Origin of the sequence: Streptomyces mirabilis (genome assembly GCF_018310535.1) — a bacterium.
Lineage (GTDB): Bacteria > Actinomycetota > Actinomycetes > Streptomycetales > Streptomycetaceae > Streptomyces.
Genome location: NZ_CP074102.1, coordinates 1677800 through 1691909, shown reverse-complemented (window position 1 = coordinate 1691909; position 14110 = coordinate 1677800). Strand labels below are relative to the sequence as shown.

The 14110-nt window shown below is 67.2% G+C and carries 10 protein-coding genes; all 10 read left to right on the top strand.

What is annotated here, in order from left to right; all coding sequences use genetic code 11:
* The first annotated feature begins 85 nt into the window (after positions 1-85).
* The 10 genes from ngcE to SMIR_RS07500 all read left to right on the top strand — a co-directional run bounded on the left by ngcE (position 86) and on the right by SMIR_RS07500 (position 14061).
* Positions 86-1537: an N-acetylglucosamine/diacetylchitobiose ABC transporter substrate-binding protein gene (ngcE, locus tag SMIR_RS07545; RefSeq protein ID WP_212726791.1), complete on the top strand. Its 1452-nt coding sequence runs from the start codon at positions 86-88 to the stop codon at positions 1535-1537.
* A 59-nt stretch (positions 1538-1596) separates the two neighbouring features.
* The gene (locus tag SMIR_RS07540) at positions 1597-2520 is read left to right on the top strand and encodes a carbohydrate ABC transporter permease (RefSeq protein WP_168496608.1); all 924 of its coding nucleotides are present in this window, start codon (positions 1597-1599) and stop codon (positions 2518-2520) included.
* A gap of 1 nt (position 2521) precedes the next feature.
* Entirely contained in the window at positions 2522-3442 is a 921-nt protein-coding gene (locus SMIR_RS07535; protein WP_168496610.1) for a carbohydrate ABC transporter permease, read from the top strand.
* Between the two features lie 564 nt (positions 3443-4006).
* Positions 4007-5206, top strand: coding sequence for an ROK family transcriptional regulator (gene rok7B7 / locus SMIR_RS07530; RefSeq protein WP_101401501.1), 1200 nt, complete (start codon positions 4007-4009; stop codon positions 5204-5206).
* Positions 5207-5339: 133 nt separating this feature from the next.
* On the top strand, positions 5340-6437 hold the full coding sequence (locus SMIR_RS07525; protein ID WP_168501348.1) for a sugar ABC transporter substrate-binding protein: 1098 nt from the start codon (positions 5340-5342) through the stop codon (positions 6435-6437).
* A gap of 201 nt (positions 6438-6638) precedes the next feature.
* A complete protein-coding gene (locus SMIR_RS07520) occupies positions 6639-7430 on the top strand; it encodes an ATP-binding cassette domain-containing protein (protein ID WP_168496612.1) in 792 nt (263 codons plus the stop codon).
* Positions 7427-8719 carry a sugar ABC transporter permease gene (locus tag SMIR_RS07515; RefSeq protein ID WP_168496614.1) on the top strand — a complete coding sequence of 431 codons (1293 nt, stop codon included), beginning with the start codon at positions 7427-7429 and terminating at the stop codon, positions 8717-8719. The genes SMIR_RS07520 and SMIR_RS07515 overlap by 4 nt, the downstream gene beginning before the upstream one ends.
* Positions 8720-8914: 195 nt before the next feature.
* Positions 8915-10846: a 1-deoxy-D-xylulose-5-phosphate synthase gene (gene dxs, locus SMIR_RS07510; RefSeq protein ID WP_168496616.1), complete on the top strand. Its 1932-nt coding sequence runs from the start codon at positions 8915-8917 to the stop codon at positions 10844-10846.
* 153 nt (positions 10847-10999) lie between these two features.
* Positions 11000-12520, top strand: a complete 1521-nt coding sequence (locus SMIR_RS07505; RefSeq protein WP_168496618.1) for an amino acid permease — start codon at positions 11000-11002, stop codon at positions 12518-12520.
* Positions 12521-12594: 74 nt separating this feature from the next.
* A complete protein-coding gene (locus SMIR_RS07500; RefSeq protein WP_168496620.1) occupies positions 12595-14061 on the top strand; it encodes an ArnT family glycosyltransferase in 1467 nt (488 codons plus the stop codon).
* Positions 14062-14110: the final 49 nt, after the last annotated feature.

Here is a 14110-nt window from a genome sequence, read left to right as displayed (position 1 = left end):
ACGCACGACCCCAGCTTGACCTAACCGCGGTGCCGGGGAGGATCCGGTTCACCGCCTGAGTCCTGGAGAAGGCGAGGACTTGAGCATGGGATCCACTTCCGCCGAGAACAGCAACACCGAGGGTGTCGGACGCCGTGACCTGATCAAGCGGTCCGCGGCGCTCGGCCTGATTTCCGTACCGACGATGAGCTTTTTGTCCGCTTGTGCGAGCAGCGACAGCGGTTCCGGTGACAAGGCCAAGGCCGGCAAGAAGACCGCGAAGAACCCGCTGGGCGTCAACGAGACGGCCCCGCTCGCCGTCGTCATCTTCGACGGCGGATTCGGTACGAAGTACGCGATCGACGCCAACGCCCAGTACAAGACGGCCTACCCGAAGGCCAAGGTCAACTTCCATGCGACCCAGAAGATCCAGTCCGAACTGCAGCCCAAGTTCAACGGCGGCACCCCGCCGGACCTGATCGACAACTCCGGCGCCCAGCAGATGGACATGGGCGTGCTCGTCGGCAAGAAGCAGCTCACCGACCTGACTCCGCTCCTCGACGCTCCGTCCATCGACGACCCGTCGAAGAAGGTCCGCGACACGCTGCGCCCCGGCATCGTCGAGATGGGCCAGTTCGACGGCGCGCCGGTCTGGATCATGTACTACGCGTACACCGTCTACGGCGTCTGGTACTCGCAGACCGCCCTCGACAAGCTCGACGCGACGTACCCCGAGACCTGGGACGCGATGCTCGCGCTGTGCGAGAAGGCGAAGAAGAAGGGCATGGCCGGCTGGACGTACGCGGGCAAGTACCCGTACTACCTGCCGTTCTCGCTCTACCCCTTCATCGCCAAGATCGGTGGCCGTGAGGTTCTCGACAAGATCGACAACCTGGAGCCCAACGCCTGGAAGGACCCGGCCGTCAAGTCCGCGTTCGAGGCGTACTACGAGCTCTACAAGAAGGGTTACATCCTCCAGGGCACCCCGGGCATCGACCACATCCAGTCGCAGACCGCCTGGGCCAAGGGCAAGGCGCTCTTCATCCCGAACGGTTCCTGGGTGGAGAACGAGTCCGCGAACGTCATCCCGAAGGACTTCAACCTGGCCGTCAGCGGCCCGACCGGCCTGGACAGCTCCGACAAGATGCCGTTCGGCACCATCTGGGCCTCCGGCGGCGAGCCGTTCATCGTGCCGGCCAAGGCGAACAACCCCGAGGGCGGCATGGAGCAGCTGCGCATCATGCTCAGCGAGGCCTCGTCGAAGAACTTCACCAGCCAGGTGAAGTCGCTGACCGCCTACAACGGCGGCACCGACGGCATCACGCTGACGCCGGGCCTCAAGTCCGGTGTCGCGGCCCTGGAGAAGGCCGGGACCAACGTGGTCAACCCGCGGCTCCAGGACTGGTACGTGAAGCTGCAGAAGGAGCAGATCGGTGTCGCCGGTCTCGGCGAGATGATGGCAGGGCGGCTGACCCCGGCCGAGGCCATCAAGAAGATCCAGGGCTACGCGGACGCGGCGGCCAAGGACCAGTCCATCAAGCACTACAAGCACCAGTAGCGGCGCGTGTCCACGCGTCGCCGGCGGCGGCATCCGCGAAACGATCGGGGTCGGTAACCATGCAACACGGCAAGTACCGGTTCATTGTGGGGTTCTTGGTGGCCCCCTTGGCGTTGTACGCGATCTTCGTGATCTGGCCCTTCGTCCAGGCCATCTACTACTCGTTCACGGACTGGACCGGTCTGAGCCCCGACTTCAAGATGGTCGGTTTCGCCAACTACACCAGAATGCTGCACGACGACATCTTCTGGAAGTCGTTGCAGCACAGTCTGGTGTTCGCGTTGCTGCTGCCGCTGGTGACGCTGGGCCTCGCGCTCTTCTTCGCCTTCATGCTCAATGTCGGTGGGCGGCGTCGAAAAGGCGCCGCCATCACCGGAGTGCGCGGTTCGGGATTCTACAAAATCGCCTATTTCTTCCCACAGGTGCTGTCGATCGCGATCGTCTCCCTGCTTTTCCAATTCGCCTACAACCCCAACGACGGCGTCATCAACGGGACGTTGAAGGCCATCGGCCTCGGCAGCGTCCAGCCGGACTGGCTGGGCGACCCGAACCTCGCCCTGTGGTGTGTGATGGCGGTGCTGCTGTGGAGCACGGTCGGGTTCTTCGTCGTGCTGTTCTCGGCGGGCATGGCGTCGATTCCGAAGGACTTCTACGAGGCCGCGCTGCTCGACGGCGCGAGCCGCGCCACCACCTTCTTCAAGATCACCCTTCCGCTGCTCTGGGACACCGTGCAGTCGGGCTGGGTGTACATGGGGATCCTGGCGCTCGGCGCCGAGGCGTTCGCCGCCGTGCAGATCATGACCGTGGGCCCCGGCGGCCCCGACTACTCGACCACGGTCCTTCCGCTGTACGTGTACCAATCGGCGTTCCGTGACGCGAACGCCGCCTACGCCACCACGATCGGTGTCGCGCTCCTCATCGTCACGCTGCTGTTCGCGGCGATCGTGATGCGACTGGGCCGGCGCGAGCGGTTGGAGTTCTAGCATGAAGACCACTGACATCCCGCCGCCCGCGGAACCGGTCGAGGACCGTCCTTTGGTGGCGAAGGAGAAGGCGCCGCCGCAGAAGGCGAAGAGCAGTGAGGGCGGCGTCCTCAACGCCTTCTCGCACGGCATTCTCATCATCTGGGCGATCATGGTCGTACTGCCCCTGCTGTGGGCGGTGATGACGTCTTTCAAGGACGACGACTCCATTTTCAGTTCGCCCTGGTCGCTGCCGGACAAACTGCACTTCGACAACTGGTCGCGCGCGTGGTCGCAGGCGCACATGAGCGACTACTTCGGCAACACGCTCATCGTGGTGGGATTCTCGCTGGCCGGTACGCTCGTGCTCGGCTCGATGGCGGCGTACGTCCTCGCCCGATTCGAGTTCCCGGGCAACCGTTTCATTTATTTCCTCTTCGTCGGAGGAATGAGTTTCCCGATCATGCTGGCCCTGGTGCCGTTGTTCTACGTCCTGAACAACATGAGTCTGCTGAACACGCTGCCGGGTCTGATCCTCGTCTACATCGCCTACTCGCTGCCGTTCACGGTCTTCTTCCTGACCTCGTTCTTCAGGACACTGCCGACCTCGATCGCCGAGGCGGCGTTCGTCGACGGCGCCTCGCACACCAGGACCTTCTTCCAGATCATGCTGCCGATGGCCAAGCCGGGTCTCGTCAGCGTCGGGATCTTCAACTTCCTGGGCCAGTGGAACCAGTACATGCTCCCGACGGTGCTGAACACCGATCCCGACAAGAAGGTCCTCTCCCAGGGCCTCGTCGAGCTGGCGACCAGCCAGGGCTACAAGGGCGACTGGTCGGGCCTCTTCGCGGGCCTGGTGATGGCCATGCTCCCCGTGCTGGCCGCGTACATCATCTTCCAGCGACAGGTGGTCCAGGGGCTGACGGCGGGGGCTCTCAAGTAGGCCGAGCGAGGTGACGGCCAAAGCCGTCGAACGCCGAGAACTCCCCGGAGCACGTAATCCCCTGCGTAATGCCCTCCCTACGTACGTAATGCCCTCCCTACGTACGTAATGCCCTCCCTACGTAATCCCCTCCGAATCCGCGGAGGGGATTACACGTACTCGGTCCCGCACATTCGGCCTCGGTCCCGCACATTCGGCTCCACATACTCGGCTACACATATTCGGCCCCGCCTAGGCGTCCCCGCCTGCTCGGTCCCGCATTTCCTCGATCTCCCCGCAAACGGCTCCACCCGCAGGGAGAGGTTCCGCGGGAGCCACGCCCGGCGTGGCGGCGTCGTGGTCTTGATCTTGTAGGTCGGGGGCGGTGACAACTTGTAATCAGTCGGGGTGTGACCTGGGCCATAGAAGGATCTACGCCACAGTCTGTCCCGCACACGTGTGCTCATCCGCGCCGGATGCAGCTCAACCTCTTGACGGGAGGTAACCCAAACAGCTCAGCTTAGAGTTCACTAGTTGGACATAGGCGGGGCCTCATCGTGGCGGCCTCGTACGCGGGAGGTCGTCGTGGAGACTCCGGGGTCGCAGTCGTCGCTGCACCGAGCCAATCTGGAGCGCGTCGTACGTGCGGTGCGCCTTGCCGGTTCGCTCACGCAAGCGGAGATCGCGAGGACGACGGGCCTCTCCGCCGCGACCGTTTCCAATATCGTCCGGGAGCTCAAGGACGGCGGAACGGTCGAGGTCACCCCCACTTCGGCGGGTGGCCGCAGGGCCCGCAGCGTGTCCCTGAGCGGTGACGCCGGCATCGTCATCGGCGTCGACTTCGGCCATACGCATCTGCGCGTCGCGGTCGGGAACCTCGCCCACCAGGTGCTGGCCGAGGAGTCCGAGCCGCTGGACGTGGACGCGAGCGCCGCACAGGGCTTCGACCGGGCGGAGGAGCTGGTCAGCCGCCTGATCGCGGCGACCGGCGTGGACCGGTCCAAGATCGCGGGTGTGGGGCTCGGCGTGCCCGGTCCCATCGACGTGGAGTCGGGGACCCTGGGGTCCACCGCGATCCTGCCGGGCTGGACCGGCGCGAAGCCCGCCGAGGAGCTGCGGGGGCGGCTCGGCGTGCCCGTGTACGTGGACAACGACGCCAACCTGGGTGCGCTCGGCGAGCTGGTCTGGGGCAGTGGGCGCGGGGTCAAGGACCTGGCCTACATCAAGGTCGCGAGCGGTGTCGGCGCCGGCCTGGTGATCGACGGCAAGATCTACCGCGGGCCTGGCGGCACTGCGGGCGAAATCGGGCATATTACTCTTGATGAATCCGGCCCCGTCTGTCGCTGTGGCAACCGGGGCTGCCTGGAGACCTTTGCGGCGGCGCGCTATGTGCTGCCGCTTCTGCAGTCCAGTCACGGCACGGACCTGACCATGGAAGGCGTCGTCAGGCTGGCCCGCGAGGGCGATCCGGGCTGCCGTCGGGTGATCGCCGATGTCGGACGTCACATCGGAAGCGGAGTCGCGAATCTCTGCAATCTGCTGAACCCGAGTCGGGTGGTTCTCGGTGGCGACCTCGCCGAGGCCGGGGAGCTCGTTCTCGGACCCATCAGGGAGTCGGTCGGCCGGTACGCGATCCCCAGTGCCGCGCGTCAACTCTCGGTGCTGCCAGGGGCACTTGGCGGCCGTGCGGAGGTGCTCGGGGCCCTTGCTCTCGCGCTCAGCGAGATGGGCGATTCGACCCTTTTGGACGGATCGCTGTCTGCGGCCACCCCTGCCTTCACTTAGAGAACGCATGGCACCGTTGCCATCTCGTTAAGTATTTACTTCTTGACGTCGCACGCGTGGCCGAGTTGACTTCCAGCCACCTCGGCCGCAACGACGCGGCCTCGTCAGGGAGGTTTCAAGAGTGAACACGCGTATGCGTCGTGCCGCGTTTGCCGTTGCCGCTGGTGCGATGGCCGTTTCGCTGGCTGCTTGTGGCAGTGCCAAGGAGTCCGGCGGCAAGAGCGACAGCTCCAGCTCCGCCAAGAAGGGCGACGCGATCAAGGTCGGCCTGCTCCTTCCCGAGAACCAGACCGCGCGTTACGAGAAGTTCGACAAGCCGCTGATCGAGAAGAAGGTCAAGGAGCTTACGAACGGCAAGGGCACGGTCCAGTACGCCAACGCCAAGCAGGACGCCACCACGCAGGCCCAGCAGGTCGAGACGATGATCACCGACAAGGTGGACGTCCTCATCGTCGACGCTGTGGACTCCGCGGCCATCAAGAACTCGGTCCAGAAGGCCAAGGACGCCGGCATCCCCGTCGTCGCCTACGACCGTCTCGCGCAGGGTCCGATCAGCGGTTACACGTCGTTCGACAACACGACCGTCGGCAAGACCCAGGGCCAGGCGCTCCTCACCGCGCTCGGCTCCAAGGCCAAGTCCGGCAAGATCGTGATGATGAACGGGTCGTCCACCGACCCGAACGCCGCCCAGTTCAAGGCCGGTGCCCACTCCGTCCTCGACGGCAAGGTGAACATCGGCAAGGAGTACGACACCAAGGACTGGAAGCCGGAGAACGCCAACGCCAACATGGAGGGCGCCATCTCCGCCCTCGGCAAGAAGAACGTCATCGGCGTCTACTCCGCCAACGACGGCATGGCCGGCGGTATCATCACCGCCCTCAAGGCCGCCGGCATCTCCGTCCCGGTCACCGGTCAGGACGCCGAGCTCGCGGGTGTGCAGCGCATCATCGCCGGTGAGCAGTTCATGAGCGTCTACAAGCCGTACGCCCCCGAGGCCGACGCCGCCGCCGAGATGGCCGTCTCGCTCGCCCAGGGCAAGTCGCTCGACACCGTCGCCAAGGACAAGGTCGACAGCCCGACCGACAAGGCGATCCCCTCGGTCATCGTCGCGGTCGTCTCGCTGACCAAGGACAACATCAAGGACACCGTCCTCAAGGACGGCGTCTACACGGTGAGCGACATCTGCACGAGCGCCTACAAGGCCAAGTGCGACGCGCTCGGCATCAAGTAGTCCGAGCAACTGAAGTAGCCGCCGCAAGTCTCTATCCACGTACGGGAATTCGTTCTTGAATTTCCGTACGGGACTTGCGTCATCGAAGCCCCTCCGGCGCCCCGCATCCATCAGCCCCGCAAAGCTAGGGCGGGGCGCCGGACGGAACACCCCCTCCACAAACTTCTGCACAACCTCCCGCCGGGTCAGGCGGCGAAGGAGATGGTTCACGTGTCCGCTACGCCTGTCCTGGCGTTGCGCGGGGTCTCCAAGCGATTCGGTGCCGTCCAGGCGCTCACCGATGTAGAGCTTGAGGTCCACGCCGGTGAAGTGGTCGCCCTGGTGGGCGACAACGGCGCCGGAAAGTCCACGCTGGTGAAGACGATCGCCGGCGTGCACCCCATCGATGAGGGCGCCATCGAGTGGGACGGCAAGACCGTCCACATCAACAAGCCGCAAGACGCCCAGGGCCTCGGTATCGCGACCGTGTACCAGGACCTGGCGCTGTGCGACAACATCGACGTCGTCGGCAACCTCTACCTGGGCCGGGAGCTGAAGAAGCGCGGCATCCTGGACGAGGTCGAGATGGAGCGCCGCTCCCGCGAGCTGCTGGACACGCTGTCCATCCGTATCCCTAGCGTCCGCATCCCGATCGCCTCGCTCTCCGGCGGTCAGCGCCAGACCGTGGCGATCGCCCGTTCGATGCTGGGCGAGCCCAAGCTCGTCATCCTCGACGAGCCCACCGCGGCCCTCGGTGTCGAGCAGACCGCCCAGGTGCTCGACCTCGTCGAGCGGCTGCGCGAGCGCGGTCACGCTGTCATCCTCATCAGCCACAACATGGCGGATGTGAAGGCCGTGGCCGACAAGGTCGCCGTCCTGCGCCTCGGGCGCAACAACGGCATCTTCGAGGTCAAGTCGACCTCGCAGGAAGAGATCATCTCCGCCATCACGGGCGCCACGGAGAACGCCGTGACCCGTCGTGCGGCGCGCAGCAATGGGGAGGCTCAGAAGTGAGCATCGACAAGACCTCTGAGACCCCCGAGGACCACGTCGTGGAGAACCCCGAGGCGGCCGCCGCGGCGGTCACCGCGGTCGACCCCCGGCTCCTCGTGCGCGAGCAGGGCTTCGCGGGCTACGCCTCCGAGTTCAAGCGCAAGATGAAGGCCGGTGACCTGGGTTCCATCCCGGTCGTCCTCGGCCTGGTCATCATCTGGATCATCTTCCAGAGCCTGAACTCCAACTTCCTCACCGCGGGCAACCTGTCCGACATCTCCGTCGCCATGGTCGGCACGGGCATGATCGCCGTCGGTATCGTCTTCGTACTGCTGCTCGGTGAGATCGACCTGTCGGTCGGTTCGGTCTCCGGTGTCGCCGGCGCCGCGTTCGCGGTGCTGAACGTCACGCACGGCATGAACGAGTATCTGGCTTTCGTGCTGGCCATCCTCACGGGCACGGTCGCGGGCGCGCTCCACGGCTTCGTGTTCGCGCGCATCGGTGTGCCGGCCTTCGCCGTCACCCTGGCGGGTCTGCTGTTCTGGAACGGCTTCATGCTCCAGATCCTGGGCAGCAACGGCACCATCAACCTGGACAGCAACGGCCTCGTCGCCAAGCTGACCAGCTACTACTTCACCGATGTCGCCGCCGCCTACGCGCTTGCCATCGGCGTCACCGCCGTGTTCTTCCTCAGCTCCTTCTACGGCAACAAGCGCCGCGAGGCCGCGGGTGTGCCGTCCCGGCCGCTGAGCGAGACCATCCTGCGCACCGCGCTGCTGGCGGTCGTCGCCTTCGCCGTGGCGATCACCTACAACCAGTACAAGGGCCTTCCGCTCGCCGTGGTGATCTTCATCGCGGTGCTGCTGATCACGGACTTCGTGCTGCGCCGGACCGCGTACGGCCGGAAGATCTTCGCGCTCGGTGGCAGCGTCGAGGCCTCCCGGCGTGCCGGTATCAACGTGGAGATGGTCCGGATCTCGGTCTTCGCGATCTCCGGTACGTTCGCCGCCATCGGCGGTCTGTTCATCGCCTCGAAGATCGCCTCCGCCAACCAGGGCGCGGGCGCCGGTGACCTTCTGATGAACGCGATCGCCGCCGCGGTCATCGGTGGTACGAGCCTCTTCGGTGGTCGCGGTCGTACGTGGAACGCGCTGCTGGGTGTGCTGGTGATCGTGTCCATCCAGTACGGTCTGGCGCTGCAGGGCATCGCGTCGCCGATCCAGTACATGATCACCGGTGGTGTGCTTCTCGCCACGGTCGTCATCGACGCCGTCACCCGCAAGACGCAGAAGACCGCGGGGCGCGCGTAGCGGTTTGCAGGGAAGCTGCGGGCCGGCTGTGGCTGGTCGCGCAGTTCCCCGCGCCCCTGAGGGGCGCGCTGCACGCAGCCCCCTTTGACCTGTGCCCGGTACCAATGGCGGTGCCGGGCACAGTCATGTCCTGGCGGAACATTAGACTCGACAGGCCCGGCAAAGCTCGAACAGCTCTACTGCAAGGAGGCACGGGTGCCGCTGCTGACCCGCATCACGGGACCGCGCGATCTGGACCGGCTCAGCCTGGAGCAGCTGGACCAGCTGGCCGGCGAGATCAGGACCTTTCTCGTCGACGCGGTCTCCAAGACAGGCGGCCACCTCGGCCCCAATCTCGGTGTCGTGGAGCTCACCATCGCCCTGCACCGCGTCTTCGAGTCGCCGAAAGACAGGGTGCTGTGGGACACCGGTCACCAGTCCTACGTCCACAAGCTGCTCACCGGCCGTCAGGACTTCTCGAAGCTGAAGATGAAGGGCGGCCTGTCCGGCTACCCCTCGCAGGCCGAGTCCGAGCACGACGTGATCGAGAACTCGCACGCCTCCACGGTCCTCGGCTGGGCCGACGGTCTGGCGAAGGCCAACGAGGTGCTCGACAGGAACGACCACGTGGTCGCCGTCATCGGTGACGGCGCTCTCACCGGCGGCATGGCCTGGGAGGCACTCAACAACATCGCGGACGCCAAGGACCGCCACCTGGTCATCGTCGTCAACGACAACGAGCGTTCGTACGCCCCCACGATCGGCGGCCTCGCGAACCACCTGGCGACCCTGCGCACCACGGACGGCTACGAGCGCTTCCTCGCCCGTGGGAAGGACCTCCTGGAGCGCACGCCGGTCGTCGGCAGGCCGCTCTACGAGACCCTGCACGGCGCCAAGAAGGGCCTCAAGGACTTCATCGCCCCGCAGGGCATGTTCGAGGACCTGGGCCTGAAGTACGTCGGCCCGATCGACGGTCACGACATCGAGGCCCTGGAGTCGGCGCTGGCCCGCGCCAAGCGCTTCGGCGGCCCGGTCATCGTGCACTGCCTCACCGAGAAGGGCCGCGGCTACCAGCCCGCCCTGCAGGACGAGGCGGACCGCTTCCACGCCGTCGGCAAGATCCACCCCGACACGGGCCTGCCGATCGCCTCGTCGGGCGCCGACTGGACCTCCGTCTTCGGCGAGGAGATGGTCAAGCTCGGCCAGGAGCGCAAGGACGTGGTCGCCATCACGGCCGCGATGCTCCAGCCGGTCGGCCTCGACAAGTTCGCCAAGGCCTTCCCCAAACGGGTCTACGACGTCGGCATCGCGGAGCAGCACGGCGCCGTGTCGGCGGCGGGCCTGGCGACCGGCGGACTGCACCCCGTCTTCGCCGTCTACGCGACTTTCCTCAACCGTGCCTTCGACCAGGTCCTGATGGACGTGGCCCTGCACAAGTGCGGCGTGACGTTCGTGCTGGACCGCGCGGGCGTCACCGGTACCGACGGCGCCTCGCACAACGGCATGTGGGACATGTCGATCCTTCAGGTCGTGCCGGGCCTCAGGCTCGCCGCGCCGCGTGACGCCGACCAGGTCCGTGCCCAGCTGCGCGAGGCCGTCGACGTGACCGACGCGCCGACCGTGGTCCGCTTCTCCAAGGGCGCGGTGGGTCCGGCGGTGCCCGCGGTGGGCCGGATCGGCGGCATGGACGTGCTGCGTGAGCCGGGCACCGACGCGCCCGACGTGCTCCTCGTCTCCGTCGGCGCCCTCGCGCCGATGTGCCTGGAGATCGCCGGCCTCCTCGACCAGCAGGGCATCTCCACGACCGTCGTCGACCCGCGCTGGGTCAAGCCGGTCGACGAGGCCATGGCCCCGCTCGCCGAGCAGCACCGCGTGGTCGTCACCGTCGAGGACAACTCCCGGGTCGGCGGCGTCGGCTCGACGATCGCGCAGGCGCTGCGGGACGCGGGCGTCGACGTCCCGCTGCGCGACTTCGGCATCCCGCCGCGCTTCCTCGACCACGCCTCGCGCGCCGAGGTCATGGCGGAGATCGGCCTGACCGCACCGGACATCGCCCGTCAGGTCACCGGTCTCGTCTCCAAGCTCGACGGCCGCTTCCCGGGGGCCGCCGCGCAGGCGGTGGACTCGGTGGAGCCCGCCCGCGACTGACGTACCACGGTCGAACGCAGGTCCGTTGGGCCGGTTTCGCCACCCCGCACGGGTGGCGAAACCGGCCCATTTGCGTTAATTCGACCGTACCCGGGCATGCGCGGTGCACGCCCCCTCGATCATGTCGAGGACACCAAGCGTGGAGGTAGGCCCGTGAGCAGCACCCTCTTCAGGACGAAGAAGGTCGAACAGTCGATCTTGGACACTGAGGAGCCGGAGCACGCACTCAAGAAGTCGCTGTCGGCTCTGGATCTCACCGTCTTCGGCGTCGGTGTCATCATCGGCACCGGCATCTTCGTCCTCACCGGCAAGGTCGCCAAGGAGAACGCGGGACCCTCGGTCTCGCTGGCGTTCGTCGTCGCGGGTGTCGTCTGTGCCCTGGCGGCGCTGTGCTACGCGGAGTTCGCCTCCACGGTCCCGGTGGCGGGGTCCGCGTACACCTTCGCGTACGCCTCGCTCGGTGAGCTGCCCGCCTGGATCATCGGCTGGGACCTGGTGCTGGAGTTCGCGCTCGGTACGGCGGTGGTGGCCGTCGGCTGGTCGGGGTATGTGCGCTCGCTCCTGGACAACGCGGGCTGGCATCTGCCGGGCTATCTCAGCGGGCGTGAGGGGGCCGCCGGGTTCGGCTTCGACATCCTCGCCGCCGCGCTGGTGCTGGTGCTCACGGCGATCCTGGTCATCGGCGTGAAGCTCTCGGCCCGCGTCACCACGGTCGTGGTCGCCGTCAAGGTCACCGTCGTGATGATCGTGATCATCGCGGGCGCCTTCTTCATCGTGGGCGACAACTACACGCCCTTCATCCCCAAGGTGCAGGCCCAGGAGGCGGGCAGCAGTCTCAATGCCCCGCTCGTCCAGCTCATCTTCGGCTACACACCCACCAACTTCGGTGTGATGGGCATCTTCACCGCCGCCTCCGTCGTCTTCTTCGCCTTCATCGGCTTCGACGTGGTGGCGACGGCCGCCGAGGAGACCAAGAACCCGCAGCGGGACATGCCGCGCGGCATCATGGGCTCGCTCTTCATCTGCACCGCTCTCTACGTGGCCGTGTCGATCGTTGTCACGGGCATGCAGAGGTACGACCGGCTGTCCATCGACGCCCCGCTCGCCGACGCCTTCAAGGCGACCGGGCACCCCTGGTACGCGGGTGTCATCAGCTTCGGCGCCGCCGTCGGTCTGACCACGGTCTGCATGATCCTGCTGCTCGGCCAGACCCGGGTCTTCTTCGCGATGAGCCGCGACGGACTGCTGCCGCGGTTCTTCTCCCGGGTCCACCCGAGGTTCCGCACCCCGCACCGGCCGACCATCCTGCTCGGCGTGATCATCGCGATCGTGGCGGGCTTCACCAGCCTCAGCGAACTGGCCGAACTGGTCAACATCGGTACGCTCTTCGCCTTCGTCGTCGTCGCGATCGGCGTCGTCATCCTCCGCCACACCCGCCCCGACCTGCACCGCTCCTTCCGCACCCCGCTGGTCCCGCTCGTCCCGATCGTCTCCGTCCTCGCCTCGCTCTGGCTGATGCTCAACCTGCCCGCCGAGACCTGGCTGCGGTTCGCGATCTGGATGGTGATCGGCTTCGTCGTCTACTTCCTGTACGGCCGCTCGCACAGCCGTCTCGAGCGGCGCGAGGAGACGACCGAGGCCGCGGTGCACCCGCCGCGCCCCAACACCCAGTGATCGGCCCCTATTGATGCTCCGGCCCCGTATGTCCCGCATCGGTGGAGACCGCGGGGGCGGATAGCGTGCACCGTATGCTCGCCGGGCTCCTGGAAACACCACGCTCCGTAGCCGCGTCACGGATGTCGGGCCCCGGCTACTGGAGACGGCTGCTGCCCGTCCTCGGGGTGCTCGTCTGCCTCACCCGGGCCCCCTCCTTCGTACGGCCGCTGTGGAACCCCGACGAGGGCTATCTCGCCGTACAGGCGCGGATACTGGCGGGCGGGGGAGAGCTGTACGAGACCGTCGTGGACCGCAAACCGCCGCTCGTGCCGTGGCTGTACGAGGCGGCGTTCGCGGTGTTCGGCTCCGGTTCGCTGACGTCGGTGCGGGTCCTCGCGATCGTGGCCCAGCTGTCGACCGCCGTGCTGCTGGCCTCGCTGGCCCGGCGCCGCTGGGGGGATCCGGCCGGGCGCACGGCCGGGGTGCTGTACGTGCTGGTCTCGATCGGGCTCAACCCCGAGGACGCGCAGGCGGCGACCTTCGAGGTCTTCATACTGCCCTGCACGACGGCCGCGATGTGGTGCGCCGACCGGCGCCGCTGGGGCGCCGCGGGGGTGGCCGTGGCCTGCTCCTTCCTCACCAAGCAGACCGGCGGGGTGGTGCTCGTGCCGGTGCTCTGGATGCTGTGGCGACAGGAGACGACCTCCCGAAGAGGCCTGCTCTGGCTGGGAGTTGGCGTGGTCGCCCCGGTCCTCGGCGCGGCGCTGCTCACCTCCCCGGCGGGTTTCCTGTTCTGGACGGTCACCGGTTCGGGCTCCTATGTCTCCTTCACGGGCTCCGAACTCCACGTCCTGTCACGGGGGTTGACCAACACGGGGATCCTCGCGGCGGCCTGCGCGGGCCTGATCCCGCCGATCCTGCGGGCGCTGCGCGTGGCCCGCACCGGCGCGGCCGAACTCTGGCTGTGGCTAGCCTCGTCGGCGGTGGCGGTCCTGGTCGGCTTCCACTTCTTCGGCCACTACTACCTGCAACTCATCCCGTCCGTGGCCCTGTTGGCGACGGCCGCGCTCCAGGTCCTGCCCCGCGACCGCCTGATGACCGCCGTCCTCGCCTCGGCCTGCTGCTGCGCGCTGTTCCTGGCCTGGGGCCTGCTCGCGCCACGCCCCGAACTCGGCCACGCCCAGCGCCTCGCCGCCGCCCTGGACCACCGTACGGATCCCGGGGACCGCGTCCTCGTGTGGGGCATACACCCGGAGACGTACTGGCTGGCGAACCGGACCCCCGCCAGCCGCTATCTGACCGCCGGGCTCCTCACCAACTACAGCGGGGGCCGCGACGGTCCCCAGGTCGGCGAGAAGTACGCCGTCGAGGGCGCCTGGCCGGTGTTCCGCGCGGAGCTGACAGCCCACCCACCGGCCCTCGTCGTCGACGACTCCCGGGGAAAGCCTTACACCCCCGACCGGGTCCGCTCGCTGCGCCGGCTGCTGGCCGAGGGCTACGAGGAGGCGGGCACGGTGGACGGGGCGGTGCTGTACGCCCGCACGGGGCCGCCGGACTGATCCTGAGCGGGTGCGGCGAGCCCGGGTGTGCGGCGCGGCCCCGCTGCCC